Here is a 24,869-nt window from a genome sequence, read left to right as displayed (position 1 = left end):
AAACATCATACGTTACCTCAACGTCGTATTTCTTATTGAGATCAGCTAGGTAGAAAAAGGTTCAAAAAAATCCCTCGATTCAATCGAGGGATTTGTGTAGAAGAGACAGGGACTAGCTCCCCTTATATCCCCGCCCGCATTGGGCGAGGATTTACGGGGCAATTGTTAAATTTTTCATCACAGTAACCGATTTTCGACACAAACAATTTACGAGGTGATCATTTACCAAACCTGCTGCTTGCATAAACGCATAACAAGTGGTACTGCCAATAAATTTAAATCCCCGCTTTTTCAGTGCTTTTGCCAGTGCATCGGAAGTTGCAGTTTTGGCAGGAACTTCCGATAAATCTTGCCAGTGATTAATTTGTGGAGAGTTATCAACGAAACGCCAGATAAAAGCGCTGAAGTCTTCACCTTGTTCAGCCATTTTTAGGTAAGCGCGAGCATTGTGAATAATTGCATTGATTTTGCTACGATTACGCACGATGGTTGGTTCTTCCATCAGTCTTCCAACGTCTGTTTCATCCATTTTGGCTATTTTGACCGGATCAAAATGATGAAAACATTTTCTATACCCTTCCCGTTTTTTCAGGATAGTGAACCATGACAAACCCGCTTGTTGTCCTTCCAGACAAATCAGTTCGAAAAGTTGTTGGCTATCTCTTAAAGGGGTGCCCCATTCGTTGTCGTGATAGGCCAGATAATCAGGGTCGGATGTTACCCAACCGCAGCGCGTTATTTGCTGGCTCATAAACTGTATTTGCCTCAAATAATGGTTGATAATTACATCAATGTTAGCTGTATAAATATACAAGTAAAGAGACCTGAATAAGATTTTTTTATACTGCGATAAAATTGGGGGTGATCAGTGCTGTATATCTTACGTCCAAAGGGTATACTGGCCTCTTTCGTTTAAATTCATATGCATCGCGTGCGGGTTCAACATGCAAAAGTTTGATACCAAAACCTTCCAGGGGCTCATCCTGACATTACAGGATTACTGGGCGCGTCAAGGCTGTACCATTGTCCAACCACTGGATATGGAAGTCGGCGCAGGAACCTCTCATCCTATTACTTGTCTGCGTGCTTTGGGACCAGAGCCTATTGCAGCAGCTTATGTGCAACCATCCCGTCGTCCAACTGACGGTCGTTATGGCGAAAACCCAAACCGCCTCCAGCACTACTATCAATTTCAGGTCATCATCAAGCCATCTCCAGATAACATTCAGGAGCTCTATCTGGGGTCCTTGAAAGAATTAGGACTCGATCCGACTATTCACGATATCCGCTTTGTTGAAGACAACTGGGAAAACCCAACTTTGGGCGCTTGGGGACTGGGCTGGGAAGTCTGGCTGAACGGTATGGAAGTGACTCAGTTTACTTACTTCCAGCAGGTTGGTGGTCTTGAATGTAAGCCTGTGACTGGCGAGATTACTTACGGGTTGGAACGTCTTGCGATGTATATTCAAGGCGTGGATAGCGTTTACGATCTGGTATGGAGCGATGGCCCACTGGGTAAAACCACCTATGGTGACATTTACCACCAGAATGAGGTTGAACAGTCTACTTACAACTTCGAGCACGCCGATGTGGATTTTCTGTTTACTTGCTTTGAGCAATACGAAAAAGAGGCACAGGAATTACTGGCGCTGGAAACTCCGCTGCCATTGCCGGCTTATGAGCGCATTTTAAAGGCGGGTCATACCTTCAATTTGCTGGATGCCCGTAAAGCGATTTCCGTGACTGAACGTCAGCGCTATATCCTGCGCATCCGTACCCTGACTAAAGCGGTTGCTGAAGCTTATTATGCCTCCCGCGAGGCGCTTGGCTTCCCTATGTGTAACAAGAAATAAGAGGCCATCATGATTCAACAGACTTTCCTTGTGGAAATCGGCACAGAAGAGTTGCCACCAAAGGCACTGCGTTCATTGGCTGAGTCTTTTGCGGCCAATTTTGAAGCTGAACTGAATAATGCCAATCTGGGTCATGGTGAAGTTAGCTGGTTTGCGGCTCCTCGTCGTTTGGCGCTGAAAGTCGCCAATTTGGCGGCAGCACAGGCTGATCGTGAAGTTGAAAAGCGTGGCCCTGCGATTGCTCAGGCGTTCGATGCAGAAGGTAAACCAACCAAAGCGGCAGAGGGTTGGGCGCGTGGTTGTGGTATCACCGTTGATCAGGCTGAACGCATGGTAACGGATAAAGGGGAATGGCTGCTCTATCGCGCTCAGGTTAAAGGCCGTGAAGCAAAAGCGCTGCTGGCGGATATGGTGAGCAGTTCGCTGAGTAAGTTGCCGATCCCTAAGTTGATGCGTTGGGGCGATAAACAGACTCAGTTTGTTCGTCCGGTACATACGGTCACTATGCTGCTGGACAGCGAGGTGGTTGAAGGCGAAATTCTGGGGATTCAATCGGATCGCATCATTCGTGGTCACCGTTTTATGGGTGAGGCGGAGTTTACCCTTGAGAATGCACAGCAGTATCCCGCTATTTTGCAGGAGCGTGGTCGTGTTATCGCGGATTATGAAGCTCGTAAGGCGATGATCAAGCGTGATGCCGAACAAGCCGCAATGCAGCTTGGTGGTGTAGCGGATCTGAGCGACAGTTTGCTGGAAGAAGTGACTTCTCTGGTGGAATGGCCGGTTGTCTTGACGGCGAAATTCGAAGAAAAATTCCTGCAAGTTCCTGCTGAAGCGCTGGTTTATACCATGAAAGGTGACCAGAAATATTTCCCGGTTTACGACAAGGCCGGCAAATTGATGGCGAACTTTATTTTTGTCACCAATATTGAATCTTCTGATCCTCAGCAAATTATTTCAGGTAATGAAAAAGTGGTTCGTCCACGTCTGGCGGATGCGGAATTCTTCTTCAAGACTGACCGTAAACAACGTTTGGAAGACAATTTGCCGCGTTTGGAAACCGTGTTGTTCCAGAAACAATTGGGAACCTTGCGTGACAAAACAGATCGTATTCAAGCCTTGGCTGGTTGGATTGCGGAAAAAATCGGTGCAGATGTCAATCATGCGACTCGTGCGGGTCTATTGTCCAAATGTGACCTGATGACCAATATGGTGTTCGAATTCACCGATACGCAGGGCGTAATGGGAATGCACTATGCACGTCATGACGGCGAAGCGGAAGATGTGGCTCTGGCACTGAATGAGCAGTATCAGCCACGTTTCTCTGGTGATGCACTGCCATCAACGGGGGTTTCCTGTGCCGTTGCCATTGCAGATAAAATGGATACTTTGGCTGGGATCTTTGGGATTGGTCAGCATCCGAAAGGGGATAAAGATCCGTTCGCTTTGCGCCGTGCGGCCCTGGGGGTTCTGCGCATTATTGTTGAGAAAAAATTGCCTCTTGATCTCCAAACGTTGACAGAAGAAGCGGTGCGTCTGTATGGCGACAAGCTGACCAACGAAAAAGCGGTGGATGATGTGGTCGAGTTTATGCTTGGTCGCTTCCGTGCCTGGTATCAAGAGCTGGGGTATAGCGTGGATACTATTCAGGCAGTATTGGCGCGTCGTCCGACTCAACCGGCAGATTTTGATGCCCGTATGCAAGCGGTTACCCATTTCCGCACTCTGGATGCAGCCGTTTCTCTGGCAGCGGCCAATAAACGCGTTTCCAACATTCTGGCGAAATCAGCAGAACCGTTGAATGACACTGTCCTCGCTTCCGTATTGAAAGCCGCAGAAGAGATCCAACTGGCGACACACTTGGTGGTGTTGAAAGAAAAACTGGCTCCTCTGTTTTCCGCAGGCAACTATCAGGATGCGCTGGTTGAATTGGCTTCCCTGCGTGAAGTGGTGGATGCGTTCTTCGACAATGTGATGGTTATGGATGAAGACAGCCAAGTCAGGATTAATCGCTTGACGCTATTAAGTGAATTGCGTGACTTGTTCTTGCGTGTCGCAGATATTTCTCTGCTCCAGTAATATCGGCCACAACAGCCATGTTGGATGGTTTATCATCAAACAATCACTTATCTTGAAAAAGGTATTGACGGTTTGTGGCTCTGGCAGTAAGATGCGCTTCGTTTTCGGCGAGTAGCGCAGCTTGGTAGCGCAACTGGTTTGGGACCAGTGGGTCGGAGGTTCGAATCCTCTCTCGCCGACCAGCATCTATAGAAACCCTGCTCTTATGAGCGGGGTTTTTTCTTATATATCAGATAAATATATATTAAATAAAATAGTTTGCTATTTTCTTACAAGTCTACAGTCGGGCATTAATTATTCGAATGCCATATTCCGAAAAGACAGTATCAGCAGAAACCAGTGTTAACCCTTCCATTTGAGATTGTACAATGAGCATCCTATCAAAAGGATCTCCATGATGACGTGGTAAATCACCTGCACTTTCTGCATGAGCATGTGTTATTGATAAAGGAATAAAATTATTTTTTTCCATGATAATATCGAAATCAGCATTGAACTTTAGTTTTCCCAATGCACGTTTTATCGAAATTTCCCAAGGAGTCACTGCGCTGACAAATACGCTATTTGTCCCTTTGCTGAGTATACTTCTTGTCATTTTGCCTAAAGATGGATCATCCGTTATCCACCAGATTAGCGTGTGGGTATCTAATAAAAGCCGTTTCATAAAGATCCTTCAAACATTTCCTGTATATCGTGATCAGCTTCGTAAAATTGTTCATCTATGCTAACAGTATTTTCGAATCCTCCAGGTATTCTATCTGATTGATTAATAGGGACTAGCTGGACATAAGGTTTTCCAGATTTAGCAATAATAACAATTTCACCATCAACAGCTTTATCTGCCAGTTGGCTCAAGTGTGTTTTCGCCTCGTGCATATTGGCTTGAATAGTCATGCTTTCTCTCCATTAGCTAAGTTAGCTAAGGTTATATTGTAGTCAATTTTGAGCAAAATATCATCACTAATGTTCATCTAAGTAATATATTGGTCATTTCAGAAAGAAACTGGGCATAAGGAATAATTATTTTTCTCTATTTATTATGCTGTTATAAATTTCCACCCTTTCATAAGCCATGTTGCTTATTGTTTGACCATTTGGTCACAAATTCAAAATTATCATCACTAGAGATTAATTCTTATCATTTGCTTAATTTTTAGTTGTTTTGTCTATTTCACGTGCTTCTTGTCATGTTTTTTAACCATGGTTGTTAATAATTCTTTTCTTTTGTGTTTTTCTTATGTTTCTGACGTTGTGTTTGATGATGTTGACGTCAGGCATAACAATTGATTAATTGATAAGCGAAAAACAATAAAACAAGCTAAATATCACAAACGGGGTTCAAATAATGACAATTTCCAAGAAAAAACAGTTCAGTTTGTTAAAACTGGGTGTCGGTTTTGTCGCATTGGCTGTGACAGCCAGCATTCAGGCAAAAACGTTGGTTTACTGCTCTGAAGGCTCTCCTGAAGGTTTCAACCCACAGTTATTCACTTCTGGTACAACTTATGATGCAACTTCCAGACAGATTTATAATCGGTTGGTGGATTTTAAAGCAGGTACAACTAACGTCATTCCAAGTCTGGCCGAAAGCTGGGATGTGAGTGACGATGGTAAGGTTTATACCTTCCACTTGCGCAAAGGAGTGAAGTGGCATAGCAATAAGGAATTCAAACCTACCCGTGATTTTAATGCTGATGATGTGATTTTTACTTTTATGCGCCAGAAAGATAAAAATCATCCGTACCATCAGGTGTCGGGGGGCAGCTATGAATATTTCATCGGTATGGATATGGGGAATATCATCAGCAAAATAGAAAAAGTCGATGATTATACCGTTCGCTTTATCCTGTCACGCCCTGAAGCACCTTTTATCGCTAATCTGGCGATGGATTTTGCTTCGATTCTGTCCAAAGAGTACGCTGATGTGATGATGAAAGCGGGAACACCTGAGAAAGTTGACCTGAATCCAATTGGTACAGGTCCATTCCAACTCGTGCAATACCAAAAAGACTCCCGAATTCTTTATAAGGCATTTAAAGATTATTGGGAAGGGCCAGCAAAAATCGACCGCCTAGTTTTTTCTATTACGCCTGATGCTTCGGTACGTTATGCAAAATTACAGAAAAACGAATGTCAGGTTATGCCGTATCCAAACCCTGCGGATATATCCCGCATGAAGCAGGATAAAAATATTGCCTTGATGGAACAGGCTGGTTTGAATGTGGGATATCTTTCTTTCAATGTCACCAAGCCGCCAATGGATAACGTGAAAGTGCGTCAGGCATTGGCGATGGCAGTGAATAAAGATGCCATCATTGATGCTGTCTATCAGGGCGCTGGGCAGAAAGCGAAAAACCTGATCCCGCCTACTATGTGGGGCTATAACTCAGATATCAAAGACTACTCTTATGATCCCGCCAAGGCTAAGGAATTGTTGAAAGAAGCTGGCTTCGCGAATGGTTTCGAAACCGATCTGTGGGCGATGCCTGTACAGCGTCCATATAATCCGAATGCCCGTCGTATGGCGGAAATGATTCAGGCTGATTGGGCGAAAATTGGTGTCAAAGCCAAGATTGTCAGCTATGAATGGGGTGAATACCTGAAACGAGCCAAAGATGGTGAACCGAAGACCGTGATGATGGGGTGGACAGGAGACAACGGTGATCCTGATAACTTCTTCGCAACCCTGTTTAGTTGTGCAGCTAAAAGTAACGGTTCTAACTATTCAAAATGGTGTTACAAGCCATTTGAGGATGTTATCCAACCCGCACGTACAACCGCTGATGTTAACAAACGTACAGAACTTTATAAGCAAGCGCAGGTTGTCATGCATGAACAAATGCCTGCGTTGATCATTGCCCATTCCACGGTTTATGAACCAATTCGTAAAGAAGTGACAGGATATGTGGTTGATCCACTAGGCAGACATCTTTTCTATGATGTTGATCTCAAATAATTCTTGCTGTTGAGCTGTTGTGATTAACCATCCCCCAGAATTTTCTGTGGGGATGGTTTCGCTTCTCTGATGGGCAAGTTGACTCTGTAGACACCAAGCGGTCCGAAGAGCCGCACTGGTATTTAAAAAGGGAACTCAGGATATGCTGCAATTTATCCTCCGGCGTCTGGGATTAGTGATCCCGACGTTTATTGGTATTACGCTGCTGACTTTCGCGTTCGTACACATGATACCTGGTGATCCCGTGCTGATTATGGCGGGAGAGCGTGGGATTTCTGCTGAGCGTCATGCCCAATTACTGGCTGAAATGGGATTGGATAAGCCTCTCTGGGAGCAATATTTTCATTACATCAATGGTGTATTACATGGTGATTTGGGGATCTCGTTAAAAAGCCGCATTCCTGTGTGGGATGAGTTTGTCCCACGTTTTAAAGCGACTTTTGAATTGGGTATCTGTGCCATGTTGTTTGCCATCGCTGTCGGTATTCCAGTCGGAGTATTAGCGGCAGTCAAGCGGGGTTCTGTCTTTGACCACACAGCGATTGGTTTGTCATTGACCGGCTATTCTATGCCAATTTTCTGGTGGGGGATCATGCTGATCATGCTGGTTTCCGTGCATTGGAACTTAACCCCTGTTTCTGGCCGAATCAGTGATAGTGTGTTTCTTGATGACAGCAATCCTCTAACGGGTTTTATGCTGATCGATACGCTGATTTGGGGTGAGGAGGGCGATTTCACTGATGCTGTCATGCACATGATCCTGCCTGCCATTGTGCTGGGAACGATCCCATTAGCCGTTATCGTGCGTATGACACGTTCTTCCATGCTGGAAGTGTTGGGTGAAGATTATATCCGTACTGCCAGGGCAAAAGGGCTGAGCCGCATTCGTGTCATTATTGTCCATGCGCTGCGTAATGCATTATTACCCGTCGTCACGGTGATTGGTTTGCAAGTAGGCATCATGTTGGCGGGTGCCATTCTGACAGAAACCATTTTCTCATGGCCAGGATTAGGGCGTTGGTTGATTGATGCCCTGCAACGTCGTGACTATCCGGTGGTACAGGGCGGGGTATTGTTGGTGGCAACCATGATTATTCTGGTCAATCTGGTGGTTGATTTGCTGTATGGCATCGTCAATCCACGTATTCGTCATAAGAAATAGGAGCACATGATGACTCAAACAACTGAGCCTGTGGTATCGGGTGCACCGAAATTAATGACGCCGATACAGGAGTTTTGGCACTACTTTAAGCGTAACAAAGGCGCAGTGATTGGCTTTGTCTATATTATCCTGATGCTGCTGGTCGCAGTATTGGCGGGGGTATTAGCACCACATGGTCCAGCAGAACAATTCCGCGATTCCTTACTGATGCCACCGGTATGGCAGGAGGGTGGAAGCTGGCAATTTATTCTCGGCACTGATGATGTTGGGCGCGATATCCTGTCCCGCTTAATGTATGGCGCACGCCTTTCATTGTTGGTTGGCTGTCTGGTCGTGGTGATGTCACTCATTATGGGCATCATTCTGGGAGTATTGGCCGGCTATTTCGGTGGTATGGTGGATACCATTATCATGCGTATCGTCGACATTATGTTGGCCTTACCAAGCCTGCTGCTGGCGTTAGTACTGGTGGCGATCTTTGGTCCATCAATTGTCAATGCGTCATTGGCACTGACTTTTGTCGCTTTGCCTCACTATATACGTCTGACAAGGGCGGCGGTACTGGTAGAAGTTAACCGTGATTATGTGACGGCGTCCCAAGTTGCTGGTGCGGGAGCCATACGCCAGATGTTCATCAATATCCTGCCAAACTGCCTTGCGCCGTTGATTGTGCAAGCGTCATTAGGGTTTTCGAACGCTATTCTTGATATGGCGGCCTTAGGGTTTCTGGGAATGGGGGCACAGCCACCAACGCCAGAATGGGGAACCATGTTGGCCGATGTTTTGCAATTTACCCAGAGTGCGTGGTGGGTTGTGACCTTTCCGGGGCTGGCTATTTTGTTGACAGTTCTGGCATTTAACCTGATGGGTGACGGGTTGCGTGATGCACTTGATCCCAAGCTCAAGCAGTAGGGGGATTGTGAAATGGCATTATTGAATATAGATCAATTATCGGTGCATTTCGGGGATGAAGATGCACCATTCCGCGCTGTTGACCGTATTAGCTACCGTGTTGAGCAGGGAGAAGTTGTCGGTATTGTTGGAGAATCTGGCTCAGGTAAGTCCGTCAGTTCATTGGCGATTATGGGGCTGATTGATTATCCGGGCAAAGTGATGGCCGAAAAAATGGAATTTGATGGCTGTGACCTGACCAAAATTTCAGAAAAAGAGCGTCGGCAGTTGGTGGGGGCGGAAATCGCGATGATTTTCCAAGATCCCATGACCAGTTTGAACCCGTGCTATACCGTCGGTTATCAGATTATGGAGGCCTTGAAAGTCCATCAAGGCGGCAATCGAAAAACGCGACACCAGCGGGCAATCGACTTATTGACTCAAGTGGGTATTCCCGATCCGGCTTCTCGTCTGGATGTTTATCCGCATCAATTATCGGGAGGGATGAGTCAGCGCGTGATGATCGCGATGGCTATCGCGTGTCGGCCGAAGCTCCTGATTGCCGATGAACCGACGACGGCTCTGGATGTCACCATTCAGGCGCAAATCATTGAGTTGTTGCTGGAATTGCAACAACGGGAAAATATGGCCTTACTCTTGATCACCCATGATTTGGCGCTGGTGGCAGAAGCAGCCCATCATATTATTGTGATGTATGCCGGACAGGTGGTGGAAATTGGCAAGGCAACGGAAATCTTCCGTGCACCCCGCCATCCTTATACACAAGCATTATTGCGGGCATTGCCGGAATTTGCGGTGGACAAATCCCGTTTGGCATCGTTACCTGGAGTTGTTCCCGGAAAATATGATCGCCCAATGGGATGCTTGCTCAACCCCCGTTGCCCCTATGCCAATGCGCATTGTCGTCAGGAGGAGCCGCCATTGAAATCAATGAGTGGGCGTCAGGTTAAATGTCACATGCCACTGGATGATGAGGGGAGGCCAACAGTATGAACATTCAACAAAACAGAGAACAAGAAAAGGCGACAACAATTTTACTGAAGGCCACGGAATTGAAGAAGTATTATCCGGTGAAAACCGGTTTATTCTCGCCTGAGCGTATGGTTAAGGCATTGGATGGTGTCTCATTTGAACTGGAAAAAGGTAAGACGTTGGCGGTTGTTGGCGAGTCGGGCTGTGGAAAATCCACATTGGGCCGTCTGTTGACCATGATTGAAAAACCGACAGATGGGGAGCTTTATTATCTGGGACAAGATCTCCTGGTGCCAAATAAAGAAGCAGAAAAACTTCGTCGCCAGAAAATCCAGATTGTATTTCAAAATCCTTACGCTTCCCTAAATCCGCGTAAAAAAGTGGGCCAGATTCTGGAAGAGCCATTGCTGATTAATACTTCACTGACCGCGAGCGAACGCAAGGAAAAAGTCTTGCAGATGATGGAGAAAGTGGGACTAAAACCGGAACATTATGCACGTTATCCACATATGTTTTCTGGTGGTCAGCGTCAGCGTATCGCCATTGCCCGCGGGTTAATGTTAAACCCGGACGTGGTGATTGCAGATGAACCAGTTTCAGCGTTGGATGTTTCAGTGCGGGCGCAGGTTCTGAACCTGATGATGGATTTGCAGCAGGAGCTGGGATTGTCTTACGTCTTTATATCCCATGATCTTTCGGTCGTCGAACATATTGCTGATGAAGTGATGGTGATGTATTTAGGGCGCTGTGTGGAAAAAGGCAGTAAGGAAATGATTTTCAACAATCCGTGCCATCCTTATACACAGGCGTTGTTGTCAGCCACACCGCGCCTGAATCCTGAGCTGCGCCGTGAACGCATTAAACTGACGGGAGAACTGCCAAGCCCAATGAATCCGCCGGTAGGGTGTGCTTTTGCTGCCCGTTGTCGTCGGGCATTTAGCCTGTGTACTCAATCCCAGCCTAAATTAAGGCAATATGACGGACAACTGATCGCGTGTTTTGCGATCGAACAGGATCTAAATTCATCGACCTAATCATATCTGACCGTGGTATAACGTATAAGCGTTGTAGTAGAGTGAGCTGTAGTGGACAATCACTTTATTGCACGATTCCGTTGTATCTCGGTCATTTTCTCTGTTGCATTGCTATTCATCAAAATAAGACGCCCGCAAGTAAAATCAAGTATACTCACTCAATTATTAAGATGTGTTGGTCAGTGTTTTCATTATTAGTTGGTATTGGTTTGGATAAGATGAAATTGCGTGTCAAACGTTCGTTAACCATTAAACAGATGGCCGCAGTGACAGGAGTCACTTTGGTTACCATTGCCATTTTCATCACCATCCAGTTGTCTCACCTATTGCAGCAGCGGAAAGATGACTATATCAGCCAACTTAACAATGCAGCCGTACAGATCCAGACACCTTTGGCGGAAGCGTTGTTGAGTTCAGATCTCAATAAAGCGAAAACGCTGTTGATTGGGTTGAAGACCTCGGGCATTCTGGGGCGGGCCGATGTGTTATTACCTGATAACGTTCGGGTAATGAGTCTGGATTTTGCCACTCATCGTCCCATACCTGAACTGGCAAAGAAGGTTTTTGGTATCCCTGTTGAGGTCAATATTCCTCTCTATGTTTATGGTGTTGCGCCAAAAACAGCACAATCACAGGGGCACCTTATTTTGCAGGTTGATTCCAATCGGGTATATCGTTTTGCCTTGAATACACTTGCATTAATGTTGACTACTTATTTATTACTTGCACTTATTCTTACGGTGTCGATAAGCTGGTGCGTAAATCGCATTATCATCCATCCATTGCGCGATGTTGCGCGGGAACTGAATGAAGAACAGCCGCCAGAGATTATGTCTTGCCCTAAAAGCCATCAGGATGATGAGTTGGGGTTGCTGGTAAAAGGTTATAATCGTCAAGTTAATAAGCAGAAAACACCATCAAAATGAAACCTTACAAGATGAATAACGGTCTAAGCCTTAATGATAATATTCAGGGATGAATGATTGTCTTAGGTTTTGCAGGATAAAATTAAACAGGTAGGGGTAAGTGAGAATGCAGGGTAACAAAATCGGATATCTTATTGGTGGTGCGATTCTGGCTACAACTTGTTTGGCACAGGCTGAAACCTTGCAACCTGATCCAGCCTGGCAACAAGGCAAACTTGAAAATGGCTTTAGCTGGCAAATCCTGCAAACACCACAGCGGCCTAATGACAGAATACAGTTGCGGTTATTAGTAAAGACGGGTTCATTGTCTGAGAAAACCCAACAACGGGGCTATACCTACCTGATTCCGAAAATCGTCTTATCCAGCAGCAAAGTTTTATCATCGCAGAAACTGGAAAAGCTATGGCACAATGCGATAGATACTAAAAATCTCTTTCCGCCTGCCATTGTTTCCTATGATTTCACCCTTTACAGTCTGAGTCTGCCAAATAATCGTCCCGATCTATTGCAAGATGCATTGATATGGTTATCCGATATTGCTGGTGGTGCGGTATTTACACCAGAGACACTGGCACAGGCTATGAAAGGGGATAAATATCTTGTGACGACTTTCCCATCCGATATTCAAGATCCCGTGTGGCGTATGCGCCTGCAAGGTTCAACGCTTATCGATCATGATCCTGGGATGTCTGTATCAGTGCCTGTCAATGTAAAAAAAGTCGAAGATTTTTATCATCAATGGTACACGCCGGATGCGATGACGCTATATGTCGCAGGACATGTTGACAACCGATTACTGTCGGAGCGGATTAATCAGGTCTTTGCCTCATTGGCGGGAAAACGGCAGACACCAGAGCCTGTTCCTACCTTACTGCCGCTGAAAGCAGCAACGATTGGTGTAGTGAGTGAGAAGACCAAACAGGATCGCTTGTCTTTGACCTGGAATCTGAACTGGTTGCCGATTAACGATTCGCAAACTCTGATTCAGTACTGGTTAAATGATCTGGCGCGTGAAGCACTTTATCATTACCTGCAATTGGGGCTTAAAGACAAGCAGGATGACATGCAATTAGGTCTGAATTGCCATGTGTTATACCAGCGGGCGAACTGCTCCTTAAATCTGGATTCCCCTGCGGATAAGCTGATGAAATCCACGCTTTATCTGGCCTCCCAACTGTCATCATTACGGGAAAATGGATTGCCGCAGGCACAATTTGATGAGCTCTATGCTCAGAAGCGGGGTCAGCTCCAGCAACTATTCGCCATGTATGCCCGCACGGATACCGATATTTTGATAAACCAACGTCTGTTGTCACAGCAGAATAATGTGATAGATATCGCTCCTGAACAATTCCAGCGGTTAAGGCAAGCGTTTTTATCCTCCCTGACACCACAACTTTTGAATAAAAAGCTGCAAGAGATGTTGTCTCAAGACATCTCTTTTATTCTGGTGCAACCAAAAGGTGAAGCGACGATTGATGTTAATCACATCAAAAATAGCTTTAACCAAATTATGAGACCGGGCCCACAGCCGGAGAAACCGAAAGAGCCTAAAACAGTGAATGATGGGGAGTAAGAGGGTAAACAAGTGCTCTGGTTTCATTTCCCAGTAATATTTGGGCATTACCCTCGAGACTCTTTGCAGAACTTGTCTCAGGAGGTTAAAACTTATGCCCGACTTTTCACGCAGAAAAATATTACAAGCAGCTGCGATCGGAGCTGCGAGTTCATTACTGCCCGCTTCGATTCGCAAGGCGCTAGCCATACCCGCCAATAACCGTACCGGAACTATTGATGATGTAGAACATGTGGTGATCCTGATGCAGGAAAACCGCTCCTTCGACCATTATTTCGGCACGTTACCTGGCGTACGCGGCTTTAGCGACCGTATCACCATTCCACTCTCCGGTGGGCGCAACATTTGGCAGCAGCAGGGAGTTGGGCGGCTGGTCTTGCCTTATCATTTGGATAGCCGACGCGGTAATGCACAGCGGGTGACAGGTACGCCTCATTCCTGGAATGATGCACACTCCGCTTGGGATAATGGCTGTATGAGTGCTTGGCCAACCTATAAAACGACACACTCAATGGGTTATTACTGCCAGGCTGAGTTGCCGTACCAGTTTGCTTTGGCCAATGCCTTCACCTTGTGTGACGCATACCATTGTTCGATCCATGCCGGTACCGATCCCAATCGTTTGTTCCTCTGGACCGGCACCAACGGTCCCAGTGCCGCTAACGTTGCCGCAGTGGTCAACGAATGGGATTCTCCCGGTCTTCCAGAGGAAGGATATACATGGAAAACCTATCCGGAACGACTAGAGGAGAACGGCATTAGCTGGAAAATTTATCAATACCTGCCAGACAACTTCGGTGATAACCCGTTGGCTGGTTTCCGCCAGTACCGTGCCGCGAGCGTCGCGGCTGGTAATCCGGCACAACCGCCGGAAGGTTTCCACGACTTTGTACCTTACAGTGATGAACTTAACGAAAAAATTCCATTGTATAAGGGCAACGGTAATACTCTGCCGGCTGTCAGTGGTAACGAACTGGAGATGATACTGGCTGGATTTCGCGCCGAGGTGAAAAAGGGCAGATTGCCGCAGGTAAGCTGGATTGTTGCACCGGAAGCCTATTGTGAGCATCCAGGGCCTTCCTGCCCTGTGCAGGGGGGCTGGTTCATTCAGGAGATCCTCAATGCGCTGACAGATGACCCGCAGGTGTGGAGCAAGACGGTATTGCTGGTGAATTTCGATGAGAATGATGGTTTTTTTGACCACATGCCTTCACCCTCCGCACCGTCGTTACGGAAAGACGGTAGTTTCGCTGGCAAATCCACGCTACCCTTCGACACTGAAATCTTCCAACACGTAGCCCCAGAGGGATCGCATCAGCAGCCACCACCAGACGGGCGCATTTATGGTCTTGGGCCGAGAGTACCGATGCTGATTTTGTCACCCTGGAGTCGTGGCGGTTGGGTTAACTCACAGGTATTCGACCACACCTCAGTCCTACAGTTTTTAGAGAAACGCTTCCGGGTACGCGAGCCGAATATCAGCGCCTGGCGGCGTGCAGTGTGCGGTGATCTCACTTCAGCGTTCAACTTTGCCAATCCCAACAATGAAGTACCCCGTTTGCCTGCCATCACGCGACGGAAAGCAGACAACCTGCGCATGAGTCAGGAGGCGTTACCACCGGTGCCGTTACCGGAGGTTGGGAAGCAGCAGTTGCCGTATCAACAGCGACAGAGTCGCCTGTCCCGTGCGTTACCTTATCGGCTTAATGTTGAAGCCTCGGCTTACCCTGACAAGGGTTTACTGAACCTGAGCTTTCACAACATGGGCGAACAGGGTGTGGTATTCCATGTTTACGATAAGCTACATCTGGGTGATATCCCGCGGCGTTATACCGTTGAAGCCGGTAAATCGCTCAGTGATGACTGGCAGGCGGCAGATAACTATGATCTCTGGTTGCTAGGACCCAATGGTTTTCATCGTGCACTGAGTGGTTCACTGACACAGCGGCAGCCAGAAGTGAGTCAAATCATGAATGATACTTGCCTGCAACTGGAACTGAACAATCCGGGTGACAAAACGGTGGAGATCATCATAAAGCGCTGCCCTTATACATTGCAGGGACCGTGGCACATTAAAATGCCAGCAGGAAGCTGTCACAGCCAGATTTTTGACACTCACATCAGTGGTGGCTGGTACGATATTTCGCTGGCGGGGCCGAAAGGATGGCACCGTCGTCTGGCTGGCAGACTGGAAAACGGTGAGCACAGCATCAGCGATCCGTTGATGGGAAAGGCATAAGATAATCGAGCTTGATATGCAAAAAATGGATTCTATCTATCGTCTCAAGGGGCGGTTTAACCCGCCCCGATTTAATTAATCGAAACCCTTAATTTACTTCTTCGCGGCAGCCCGTAACTCAGTCACGTTTTTACCACCAATGCCCCAGTTATCTGTTTCGACTTCATCAATGATGACAAAGGTTGTTGCCGGGTTTTTCCCAAGTACATCTACCAGCAATTGGGTTGCACCTTCAATCAGTTGTTTTTTCTGCTCAGCGGTGGCGCCTTCGCGGGTAATTCTGATGTTCACAAATGGCATAAAAATGACTCCTTTTTGGGTTTGTTATAGATAGTGGGTACAGCAAAAAACAGTCTTATTGATTGAGATATGGATGTTTATCTGGCTTCTTTTCTTCCGCAGTGGCGATCCAGGCGGCGCAAAATAGCGTCAAACGGGCGAAAAAATAGAAGAATGCCATTAAACCAATCACCGAACCAAAAGCAGCACCCGAAGGGGAGCTGGCAAGGCGGGGCAGCATCATCGTCATAATAGATTTAATGATTTCAAACCCGATGGCGGCCATGAGGGTGCCTTTAAACAGCGCTTTTCTTTCAGGGCGATGACGCGGCAAGATCCACAATATCCATAGAAATAACAAATAATTGGCTGAAATGGAAATCGTCATGCCAATTGATGTCCATGCTGGCCGGAGCCATTCTATGCCTTCCAGTCCGAGGGCGTGGACGATAGTGGCTTGGGCAGAACCTGCTATGGAAGTTAGCGAAAGGGTAATGACCAACGCAAATAACAGACCGAATAAAGAGAAAAAGTCGCGAATATATTGAAAGTAAATTTTCTCTTTATCTTCATGATTGCGTTCCCAGACATCCCTGGATTGGGCGAGTATTGCCTCGCGTAAATTTCCAACCCAGTTCATCCCTGAATAAAGTGCGATCGCCAGACCGGTCAATCCCACGGTTGTTCTTTGGTTGATTGCCGTGTCTACGCTGTTTTTCAGGGTATTGGCGAGAGCGGGATCACTGATGCTATTGGCGATGCCATTAATCAAACGTGTCAGCAGGTCAGGATTGGAGGCCAGCACAAAACCGGCGACGGCAAAAGAGAGCATCAAAATGGGGATTAAGGATAGAAACGAAAAATAGGTAATGGCCGCGCCAAATTGACTCCCCATGCGGTCGTTAAAACGTTGTGCCGCCCTAATAAAGTGGGCGATAAAAGGAATACGGCGGATAGCATTGCCAATACGGATGGTGACGGAAAGAGCTTTTTTACTGCCATATAGCCCTTTCTCTAACGGTGTCAGATTTTTCCCTGTATTGAATTGTTCCCTGTTTTCATGGTTACCTGGCATTACATCCCCTAGCGAAAAAATATGTATGCGAAAAAAGAGTAACAGGCAAAATGGAAAAGGCAACTGGTGAGGGAATACGGTAGCCATATATTGGCTACCGTACAGAAGATCAATCGTTAATTCCGATGATTAATCTCATTGACGCCCTTTAACTTCACTGTGAACAGTTGGCAGTTCAGTATCGTGGCTCTCATTTTTCACAAAAGGCACTTTACCGGAGAAAATATCTTTTTGTGCAGAAGTTGCCAGACTGGTGAGGGAATCAGGTACATCAATACCTAAATTTTTGCCCTTATCGTATCCGGAGACAGATTGTTGGTTAATTTGCTGGGTATTCAGCGAGACAGCACCTTGTGCACTGTCAATTTTGCTGCCCGATAAATGGGTTGTTCCAGAGACATTCAGATTAACCTCTTGAGTACCGGTCAATGTTGTTTGCTTACCTACCGTTTCTCGGTCGAGAGTATCGTAATTGCCTTTAAGTTTGCCATTGTAGCCCTTGAACGCCGCTTTCAGTTGATCTGTCAAACTTGGGGCTTTATCTCCGGTTTCAGGTGTGGTAGTTGCTGTATTTTCTGGAGAGTCTTCCGCTACGGTAGGAACAGCCTGTTTAGAAGCGGCATCTCCTTTGATGGTTTTGCTATAACCCAAGCCAGCATCCAGCCCCACATTCAGGCTATGGGTGCTGTCCTTGCGGCTTTCGACACTGAAATTGCCACCGACATTGCTCGTGACCTGAGCAGCATCCACATTCGCACCTTTAAGTGAGGTATCGCCCGCGCTGGTCAGAGTAACATTGTTGCCGGAAACCTGTGCGTTATGATGCGTGGTTTGCGTCAGGTTATTGACGCCAAATTTCAATTCACCGCCAATATTATATTTGCTGTCGATGATTCTGTTAGCTGGATCGTCTGTTGTTGACGCATCGCTTGCTGCGCCATCCCCTCCTTCTTTACGGGCGGTAGAAGACATTCCCCCTTTAGCTTTAGCACCGACATTCCAACCATTGGCGTTGGCAGTATCCTGAGCCGAAGTCAGTTCGATTTTCCCACGCTGTGCGGTTAAATCTACCTGTTTGCTGGTAACGTTGGCTCCTTGTAATGTCAGATTATTGCCTGCAGTCAGATTTACCCCTTGTCCACCAGTGATATTGCTGGTTTGAGCAGTAGTGTTGTTCTGGCTTTCGGTGTTATAACCGCCGCCGAGACTGCCACTGAAATTCTTGCCATCAGGGTTGGTTCCCACGGTCAGGGAAATTTCCCCATTGTAACCATGGCCTTGTTTCTCATTGCGAGTGGTGGCTTGGTTAAACTGAACATTTCCACCTGCATTAACATTGGCCGTACCTTCACCTGCATTGATTGAAGTGCCTTGGTAGCGCGCATCTCTGGCCGTCTGAACGTTAACGCCGTTTTGAGCGTTGATGCTGCTGGTCACTGCGCTGCTGGTGGTGTTGGATGTTTCCTGATAGCTACCACTGCCTTTGCCATTAACAGAGATATCTGCACCAGTTGTGGTGTAGACACGCAAGCTGGCATTGCCAGTTGTGTCAGCGGCATGAGAGCTTTGGCTATTGGTGGCGGCTTCACTGGTATGGCTGCCCGCAATCAGTGAGACACCGCCTTTGTTGGTCTGGTATTGCGTACCTTGGTCATAGATGTCGCCGTTCGTTGTTACTTTGACATCACCTGCCTTGATGTTAGTCACTACCGCATTGGACTGATGGTTATTGGTGTAACGGCTGTTGCCATTCATCGCCAGCTCAATACCGGCATTAGGTAAGCCCGTTTTGGTGATGGAAGTATCCAGTTTCTTATCTGCGGCAGCCTTGGCCGTTTTTTCTACAGGACGAGTGGTTGCACTGTAATCGGCAGTTCCGCTGATTTCACCGCCTACCTGTAATTGGTTGGTTGAGCTGGATTCGGTATTGGCTGTTGCCACATTTTTAATGCTGCCGGCATTAGCCTGATAGGAACCTTGCACTTGATGATCCGTACCCTGCTGCTTCAACTCACCCATTGCATTCAGCTCAAGGTTGCCTGTCACTTGGGTTTTGGTCACTTCTGCCGTTGTCCGGCTGTCGGATTTTCCATTGTTGTTGTAAGTTCCTTCAACACCACTACCGAGTTTGTCCATACCGCCAGTGACGAACACACTGCTATTCAGTTTTTCCTGTGCGGTTGAGGTTGAGGAACTATTTTCGCCAGCCAGCAACGCAATATTATTCCCGCTAATCTTCGCATCGCCCTGTGTGGTGACCAACTTAGAGCCAGTCACAGTGACATTTTGGCCAGCATTTATGGTGAAGTTGCCGCCATTCAGTTCTGATGGGCGTTGTGTTGTGCTTTCATTTTTCTGTTGATCGGTGGTGTGTTCAAAACCGACACCCGCACGATATTGGTTATCTTTCATGTCTTTGGTGTAAGACAGCAAGTCAAGGTTGGTTTTTTCCTGTTGATCCTGATTTTTCTCACCATAATTCAGGATATTGATATTGCCTGATGTATTCAGTTGCAGTTCGCCGGCACTTTTTGCCAGACTGCCAATGACATTGATGTCTTTATTACTGAGTAATTTCAGGTCGGCATCGGAAATCAACTGGCTGGCGGAAGATTTTTGCTGTTCGTGATGCTCTTGATTTGTATTTTTGGTGATGTTGAAAATGGTGCCTTTTCTTTCATCCACCTCTTTAGAAATATGGCTGACCGCATTGTCGATAGTTAATTGCCCGTCATTGGCGCTGACATAGGCACCTTTTTGCGCTTTGACTTTACTGCCTGTAATGGTGACACCATTTGCACCAGTCAGCAGTAAGTGCTCGCCAGCCGTCACTTCGGAAATATGATGGGTTTCTGATTTATCGCGGTTATCTTTTTTGCTGCCACCGGCAATCCCACCCCAATAGGTTTTATCTTTGGCAAGGATCTGATCAGCAACGAGGGATTGGACAGTAATATTGGTTTGTTGATCCGCAGTAATAATCAGGTTTTTGCCTGAGTTAATCCGGGTTCCGATAATGTCAACATTTCCTTTCGCCTTGATACCTAAGTCTCCGCCTGCGCTTAATTCATTGCCGGTACTTCTTTGGGTGGTATTGACCTCATTCCAATTACCCGTTTGCAATGATGCACTATGGTTCTTTTTGTATCCCTTCTGTGAAGTCATTTCTGATTCCACCAGACTTGCCAGCTTCACATCTTTCTGGGCTGATACGGACAACTGATTGCCCGCTTTGATCTTACTGGCAAGGACTTCGGCATTACCTTCACTGGCGGTTAAATGGATATTTTCACGCGCGTTAATGGTATTGCCTTCGTGCTGATATTTTTCACTCTCATTGGTGAGATCATACTGCCAGGCCCATTTCCGTTGATTGTTCGTGTTACGGTCAAGTTGGTGAAGCTGTTGTCCATCCAGTTTCAGGTTGGCGCCAGTCAGTTTGACATTATCCCCTTCAATATCGGTTGCCATCACTTGGTTGTTTTGTTTGGCCACCAGCGTGATGTTTTTACCTGCCAATTGGGTACGAGCAACAGATTCACTGATTTGCTTTTGTTCGGTATAAATACCACTAAGAGTGCTTTCGTGATTATCGTTGCCCGTTTTGTCTGATGAAGATTGATTCAGGCGTCCTTGGGACAGCACATTATTGCCGCTCAAGGTAATATCGCCACCTTTTAGCGTCGCTGCTTCCAGCTTCACATCACCGTAGGATTCAACTTCAATGCCATTATCAGCGGTGACTTGGCCTTTTAAATTAACTCCGCTTCCTTCCGCCGTATTCAGCAGACGAATGCGTCCTGCCCGCATACTACCCAAATAATAGCTGTCGAGAGCGCCAATATTCGCTTGCTGAATATCCAGGACGTGACCATCGGCCGAAATTTTGTTATTCCCCGTTGTGAGATTGAGGTTTTTTGTGGTGATCACCTGACCGTTGATGTCAATTTTAGGTGCGATCAGATTTAGTACGTCATTATGGGATAAGCCATTGTTTCTGATATTCAGGGCGTTCAGATTATCAAAGGTGTTGAAGCCTTGCAGAACCCCATTTTCCACCAGTGGATTACCGACAACCAACGACGCCTGATTCGTATTGATAAAACCACAACCGTTACAAGTGATACCGTTAGGGTTTGCCAGCACATAATCGGCAGCGATACCAAATATTTCCTGTTCGCCAAGCAAGAAAGAAGGGTTACGACTAATAACCTCATTTAAGATCACACTGGCAGCTTGTCCATTGAGGTTGCTGTTGGCAGATAGTTCCCCTGCCAATTGCGATGTTCCATCCTCCAGAGAGTTATTGAACACAGCCCCCATTTGATTAACGTTGAAGTCCTGGTATTGGTTATGTGATAACCCGGATTCGGAAGGTGCAACGATATTGACCACCGTTGCACCGGTATCCGCTTGCATAACATCTGGGCTGTGTGCGGCATCGCCGCCAGGTGTAATATCATTGGCAAAGCTGACTGAACAGGTTGCCAGAATAATTGCCATAGAGGCGGCAAGTTTGCCTGTGGGAGACAGTTTAAATTTTTTACTTTTCATATAATTTCCTTATTTGCTTCTTTATTGCCATGTGCAGTGCTCTGGGGATCATTGTTCTAATAATCCCCACAACTGACTGCGGTTAAAAAAATCAAATGGTTCAAAAAATTAAAAAGTGTAAGAGAAGCGGGTTAACAGTTGCATAGGTTCATCCGTGTGCCTATTTGGGTGAGAAAGTAATTTTCCTCGGCTGAACTCAACATCCGCAAATAGTTGCTGATAACGTAGTGTCAAACCTGCACTGAATCCGGCACTGCTTTTCCAGCCGTCCTGACTGCGATAACCTTTAACCTGGCCGATATCCACGCCGGTACGTAACGAAAGTGATCCATTGGCAATGGGGATTGAGTGAGAAAGCGTATTTCTTAAATACCAGCCATTATCAGCCGATGACACATTTTTACTGAAGCCTCGCACCGCATTACGGTCAGTTACATTGAGCCACTCAACACCCGGTAGCCCATCTTTACTGTATTGGGCATAAAATTGGCTGCTAAATCGGTAAGGCACATCCAAAAATGTAAAACGTTGTTGTAAATTTGTCGATAATTTCCCTTTGGTAAACTGCTTATTCAGGCTGGCTGTAGCGGTTTGAGCACCAAACCACGGCATTCCCCGCTCAATACTCATATTGAGGGAGATCAACCCTGAAGGGATAATTTGTAAATGGTTAATACCCAATTCGAGGACGCTCAATGTCTGGCTACTGACAGTAAGCTTGGCTTCTTGGAAATGGTTAGTGTAATTCTTATAAACCAACTGAGTGTTTAATGTACTAATTTGTGACTGGTTACGATGAAAAACCCAATCAGCACGCATGCCTGTTTGTTGTGAATTCCCGTACAATTTGGCCGAATGTATCTGTAAACGGGGATGGCTGGTGTATTGGGAATAACTGTTGAATCCACTCAATGTGATGGCGCCATAGGGGAGCGAATAGAGCAGGGTATAGGCGCGATTATATTGGGTGTTGGGTTTATCGACGGTACTGGCACCGCTGAGACTAACAAAGTCAGATAATCCCAGTGGGCTATCGACACTGGCATTGAGTCGCGTGATCCATTTTCCTGTGCTTTTTTGTCCATAATTATCGGTTGTGGTGGTTATTCTCCATGGGGAAGAATGCCGATTGTGTAGTCTGACGATAGAACCACCATTAACGCTACCCGGTAGAATATCGAGAGTAGTTTTGTTTGATTGCAGGCGATTTGCCTGATCCAGCCCTTGATCAAGTTGATTCAGGTTGAGGGGTTTGTTTGTCAAACGTGGGAAGAGTGTTTGGCTATTGACCCAGCGGTCACCTCCTTCTATCGCTTCGACAAAACCTTCAACGACATTGATCCCCAGTTCACCATGAGGGTTGAGGGGAAGAAACTGAACGCGTGCCGTAATATAACCTTTAGCAATATAAAGGTTGGTGATTTCTGCTGACAGCTTGTTGATATCATTGCTGGTGATACAGTTATCGGGCAGGGCACTGAGTGTATTCAGATCTCTCAGAGAGAGTAAGGTAATGCCTTGAAGATAAACCCCGTTAACTGCCAAACAGGGCGGAGCTTCCACCACGACGGGTGAGACAGTTTGTGGGGAAACATTATCTGAGCGATTAATCAATCCCTGGTGACGGCGTTCTTCAATTAATTGGTCTATTTCCCGCGAACTATCCTGTAAGGTTCTTCTTGCTTCATCTGTAGAGAAAGCGGTTTCATCTGTAGGGAACGCTGAATTAAGCGCATCAGGCGATGCGTTCACCTGAAATGCAGTACATAATAAGATGAAGATTGTCGTCCTTTTAATCATGGGAATACCCAAATGACAATAGTTGATGGGAAATGTATCGTGTTGGGTTAGGCTTAAACGTCCTAGTTTATTAATTAAGCATTAGAGCATAGAAAATCTTTTATGTTGTTCTGATTAATAAATGTGTTTTGTTAAGAATTATAATTTCTAGTTATAAATTTACATTAGTGATTTATGATAATTCATTTTAGTTATGTATTATCTCAATGTGAAGCGTTAAGTGAAATTTAATTTGGTTAATCAGTAGATCAGCAGAATAATGAGGTGTAACCAGACGCTTTTTCTGTATTTTCAGTCTATTAATTTAAAAGTTTTACTTATGGAATGTTGATGAAAGGAATTGAAGTATACGCATTATACCAATCGCCTTTCAAGATGCGTGTGATTGATATAGAAGAGATATGAAAGGGAAAGGCAGTTATTTTTTAGTCAGATTATTTGGCTGAAAATTGATCATGAGTGTAATTGTAAATTTATCTATCTTTATTTATTATGAAAATAATTACTATATGAAAATCTGACAGTGAAAAAAAATCAGAAAAACAAATATAAAAGAGAAAAATAGGAATTAAAGTAAATTGGCGGGAATTTTGAGATGTTAGAAGGATTCAGCCAATGAATAATATTCATTGGCTGAAAAGTTATTACTTAATATTTAATGAAAAAGATATTAAGCAACAATTGGTGCGCGCCAGTCGTCAGCACCAGAAGTACCCGCAGTAGTGTGTTCCCAAGTAATCTTACGATAAGCAAGAGATACACGAACTAATTGAGTGAATTCTGCTTTAGCTGGATCTTGGCAATGTGGCATTTTGCAATCGATATCAACGATAGTTGCATCTTCCAGTTTTGTAGTAAAGAAATGCTCTTGTTTACCTTCGATTGAAGTACGGTACCATTTCAATTCTACAGTTGGCAGCATTTCGCCAGAAGCCAATGCGTTGTACAGCAGAGGAACTGATTTATTCAACGCAACGGTAAAGCGGAATGGCTTATGCGCACGCTGGCCAGAAGGTTGTCCTGACTGTGGATCAGTTGGGACAGTAACGATGTGGTCAAATTCTTGAACCAGCATTTCGTCTTCGTGACCCTGAACAAAGATATTACCTACGGATTCAGCAGTGAATGAGCCAGCAGTAATATGACCCTGAGTTTTACCACGGATGGAAATATAACATGGAGTTGGCATATGAATATCCTATAAAAATTTACCAATATTAGTGTAAGTGTTCATTCCTTGCGTGATTATTTCATCTGCTAATCAAATGAAATTATCGCTTACCAAACACTCGGGGCGAATAATAAAGCTGAAATTGCCTGATGCAAAGTCATTTGGAAAATGCAATATGAGCTATCATTCAATGACAAATAATAATTTTATAATTATTGCCGTTATAAAATTTATAGCTGATTTTTTATAAACAATAAGGCCATTCAACTGGTTTAAAAATG

The 24,869-nt window shown here is 45.7% G+C and carries 18 protein-coding genes and 1 tRNA gene; 11 read left to right on the top strand and 8 right to left on the bottom strand.

What is annotated here, in order from left to right; translation table 11 throughout:
• Nucleotides 1-151: 151 nt before the first annotated feature.
• A complete protein-coding gene (locus IQ211_RS05025; RefSeq protein WP_189759250.1) occupies nt 152-751 on the bottom strand; it encodes a DNA-3-methyladenine glycosylase I in 600 nt (199 codons plus the stop codon).
• Nucleotides 752-944: 193 nt separating this feature from the next.
• Here IQ211_RS05025 and glyQ point away from each other — a divergent pair, with 193 nt between their 5' ends.
• The 3 genes from glyQ (at nt 945) to IQ211_RS05010 (ending at nt 4,114) form a co-directional block, all read left to right on the top strand.
• Nucleotides 945-1,853 carry a glycine--tRNA ligase subunit alpha gene (gene glyQ, locus IQ211_RS05020; protein WP_189759249.1) on the top strand — a complete coding sequence of 303 codons (909 nt, stop codon included), beginning with the start codon at nt 945-947 and terminating at the stop codon, nt 1,851-1,853.
• Nucleotides 1,854-1,862: 9 nt separating this feature from the next.
• Entirely contained in the window at nt 1,863-3,932 is a 2,070-nt protein-coding gene (gene glyS / locus IQ211_RS05015; protein WP_189759248.1) for a glycine--tRNA ligase subunit beta, read from the top strand.
• Between the two features lie 105 nt (nt 3,933-4,037).
• Nucleotides 4,038-4,114: transfer RNA gene (locus tag IQ211_RS05010), tRNA-Pro, on the top strand.
• A 95-nt stretch (nt 4,115-4,209) separates the two neighbouring features.
• Here IQ211_RS05010 and IQ211_RS05005 read toward each other — a convergent pair.
• On the bottom strand, nt 4,210-4,596 hold the full coding sequence (locus IQ211_RS05005; RefSeq protein ID WP_189759247.1) for a type II toxin-antitoxin system VapC family toxin: 387 nt from the start codon (nt 4,594-4,596) through the stop codon (nt 4,210-4,212).
• Nucleotides 4,593-4,826: a type II toxin-antitoxin system Phd/YefM family antitoxin gene (locus IQ211_RS05000; RefSeq protein ID WP_189759246.1), complete on the bottom strand. Its 234-nt coding sequence runs from the start codon at nt 4,824-4,826 to the stop codon at nt 4,593-4,595. Before IQ211_RS05000 ends, IQ211_RS05005 begins: the two co-directional genes overlap by 4 nt.
• 451 nt (nt 4,827-5,277) lie before the next feature.
• On the opposite strand from IQ211_RS05000, the gene dppA reads away from it, so the two are divergent.
• From dppA to IQ211_RS04960, 8 genes are all read left to right on the top strand, one after another.
• Nucleotides 5,278-6,888, top strand: coding sequence for a dipeptide ABC transporter periplasmic-binding protein DppA (dppA, locus tag IQ211_RS04995; protein WP_189759245.1), 1,611 nt, complete (start codon nt 5,278-5,280; stop codon nt 6,886-6,888).
• Between the two features lie 142 nt (nt 6,889-7,030).
• Entirely contained in the window at nt 7,031-8,050 is a 1,020-nt protein-coding gene (gene dppB / locus IQ211_RS04990; protein WP_189759244.1) for a dipeptide ABC transporter permease DppB, read from the top strand.
• A gap of 9 nt (nt 8,051-8,059) precedes the next feature.
• Nucleotides 8,060-8,962, top strand: coding sequence for a dipeptide ABC transporter permease DppC (gene dppC, locus IQ211_RS04985; RefSeq protein ID WP_189759253.1), 903 nt, complete (start codon nt 8,060-8,062; stop codon nt 8,960-8,962).
• A gap of 12 nt (nt 8,963-8,974) precedes the next feature.
• Nucleotides 8,975-9,955 (top strand): dipeptide ABC transporter ATP-binding protein, encoded by a 981-nt coding sequence (gene dppD / locus IQ211_RS04980; protein WP_189759243.1) that lies wholly within the window; start codon nt 8,975-8,977, stop codon nt 9,953-9,955.
• Nucleotides 9,952-10,968: a dipeptide ABC transporter ATP-binding subunit DppF gene (gene dppF / locus IQ211_RS04975; RefSeq protein WP_189759242.1), complete on the top strand. Its 1,017-nt coding sequence runs from the start codon at nt 9,952-9,954 to the stop codon at nt 10,966-10,968. The genes dppD and dppF overlap by 4 nt, the downstream gene beginning before the upstream one ends.
• A 218-nt stretch (nt 10,969-11,186) precedes the next feature.
• Complete coding sequence (locus IQ211_RS04970) at nt 11,187-11,894, top strand: HAMP domain-containing protein (protein ID WP_189759252.1); 708 nt, start codon at nt 11,187-11,189, stop codon at nt 11,892-11,894.
• A gap of 106 nt (nt 11,895-12,000) precedes the next feature.
• Complete coding sequence (locus tag IQ211_RS04965; RefSeq protein ID WP_189759241.1) at nt 12,001-13,470, top strand: insulinase family protein; 1,470 nt, start codon at nt 12,001-12,003, stop codon at nt 13,468-13,470.
• 94 nt (nt 13,471-13,564) lie between these two features.
• Nucleotides 13,565-15,709, top strand: a complete 2,145-nt coding sequence (locus tag IQ211_RS04960) for a phosphocholine-specific phospholipase C (protein ID WP_189759240.1) — start codon at nt 13,565-13,567, stop codon at nt 15,707-15,709.
• Between the two features lie 93 nt (nt 15,710-15,802).
• On the opposite strand, the gene IQ211_RS04955 is transcribed toward IQ211_RS04960, so the two are convergent.
• The 5 genes from IQ211_RS04955 to IQ211_RS04935 form a co-directional block, all read right to left on the bottom strand.
• Entirely contained in the window at nt 15,803-16,009 is a 207-nt protein-coding gene (locus IQ211_RS04955) for a 2-hydroxymuconate tautomerase family protein (protein WP_045957420.1), read from the bottom strand.
• A 55-nt stretch (nt 16,010-16,064) separates the two neighbouring features.
• Nucleotides 16,065-17,063, bottom strand: coding sequence for an inner membrane protein YhjD (gene yhjD, locus IQ211_RS04950; protein WP_189759239.1), 999 nt, complete (start codon nt 17,061-17,063; stop codon nt 16,065-16,067).
• 135 nt (nt 17,064-17,198) lie between these two features.
• The gene (locus tag IQ211_RS04945) at nt 17,199-21,617 is read right to left on the bottom strand and encodes a hemagglutinin repeat-containing protein (RefSeq protein ID WP_189759238.1); all 4,419 of its coding nucleotides are present in this window, start codon (nt 21,615-21,617) and stop codon (nt 17,199-17,201) included.
• A gap of 108 nt (nt 21,618-21,725) precedes the next feature.
• Complete coding sequence (locus tag IQ211_RS04940; protein WP_189759237.1) at nt 21,726-23,417, bottom strand: ShlB/FhaC/HecB family hemolysin secretion/activation protein; 1,692 nt, start codon at nt 23,415-23,417, stop codon at nt 21,726-21,728.
• 670 nt (nt 23,418-24,087) lie between these two features.
• Nucleotides 24,088-24,606 carry an Hcp family type VI secretion system effector gene (locus tag IQ211_RS04935; RefSeq protein ID WP_189759236.1) on the bottom strand — a complete coding sequence of 173 codons (519 nt, stop codon included), beginning with the start codon at nt 24,604-24,606 and terminating at the stop codon, nt 24,088-24,090.
• Nucleotides 24,607-24,869 lie beyond the last annotated feature (263 nt).

It is taken from the genome of Xenorhabdus griffiniae, assembly GCF_015163655.1.
In the GTDB taxonomy this organism is placed as follows: Bacteria; Pseudomonadota; Gammaproteobacteria; order Enterobacterales; family Enterobacteriaceae; genus Xenorhabdus; species Xenorhabdus griffiniae.
Note: the sequence above shows the minus strand (reverse complement) of the source record. Positions and strands in the feature narration are given on the sequence as shown.

Coding starts and splice junctions, on each gene's coding strand:
- IQ211_RS04960 (WP_189759240.1), top strand. CDS start 13,565: ATGCCCGACTTTTCACGCAGAAAAATATTACAAGCAGCTGCGATCGGA.
- IQ211_RS04970 (WP_189759252.1), top strand. CDS start 11,187: ATGAAATTGCGTGTCAAACGTTCGTTAACCATTAAACAGATGGCCGCA.
- IQ211_RS05025 (WP_189759250.1), bottom strand. CDS start 751: ATGAGCCAGCAAATAACGCGCTGCGGTTGGGTAACATCCGACCCTGAT.
- dppF (WP_189759242.1), top strand. CDS start 9,952: ATGAACATTCAACAAAACAGAGAACAAGAAAAGGCGACAACAATTTTA.
- IQ211_RS05005 (WP_189759247.1), bottom strand. CDS start 4,596: ATGAAACGGCTTTTATTAGATACCCACACGCTAATCTGGTGGATAACG.
- dppB (WP_189759244.1), top strand. CDS start 7,031: ATGCTGCAATTTATCCTCCGGCGTCTGGGATTAGTGATCCCGACGTTT.
- dppD (WP_189759243.1), top strand. CDS start 8,975: ATGGCATTATTGAATATAGATCAATTATCGGTGCATTTCGGGGATGAA.
- glyS (WP_189759248.1), top strand. CDS start 1,863: ATGATTCAACAGACTTTCCTTGTGGAAATCGGCACAGAAGAGTTGCCA.
- IQ211_RS04965 (WP_189759241.1), top strand. CDS start 12,001: ATGCAGGGTAACAAAATCGGATATCTTATTGGTGGTGCGATTCTGGCT.
- IQ211_RS04935 (WP_189759236.1), bottom strand. CDS start 24,606: ATGCCAACTCCATGTTATATTTCCATCCGTGGTAAAACTCAGGGTCAT.
- IQ211_RS04955 (WP_045957420.1), bottom strand. CDS start 16,009: ATGCCATTTGTGAACATCAGAATTACCCGCGAAGGCGCCACCGCTGAG.
- yhjD (WP_189759239.1), bottom strand. CDS start 17,063: ATGCCAGGTAACCATGAAAACAGGGAACAATTCAATACAGGGAAAAAT.
- IQ211_RS04945 (WP_189759238.1), bottom strand. CDS start 21,617: ATGAAAAGTAAAAAATTTAAACTGTCTCCCACAGGCAAACTTGCCGCC.
- IQ211_RS04940 (WP_189759237.1), bottom strand. CDS start 23,417: ATGATTAAAAGGACGACAATCTTCATCTTATTATGTACTGCATTTCAG.
- IQ211_RS05000 (WP_189759246.1), bottom strand. CDS start 4,826: ATGACTATTCAAGCCAATATGCACGAGGCGAAAACACACTTGAGCCAA.
- dppC (WP_189759253.1), top strand. CDS start 8,060: ATGACTCAAACAACTGAGCCTGTGGTATCGGGTGCACCGAAATTAATG.
- glyQ (WP_189759249.1), top strand. CDS start 945: ATGCAAAAGTTTGATACCAAAACCTTCCAGGGGCTCATCCTGACATTA.
- dppA (WP_189759245.1), top strand. CDS start 5,278: ATGACAATTTCCAAGAAAAAACAGTTCAGTTTGTTAAAACTGGGTGTC.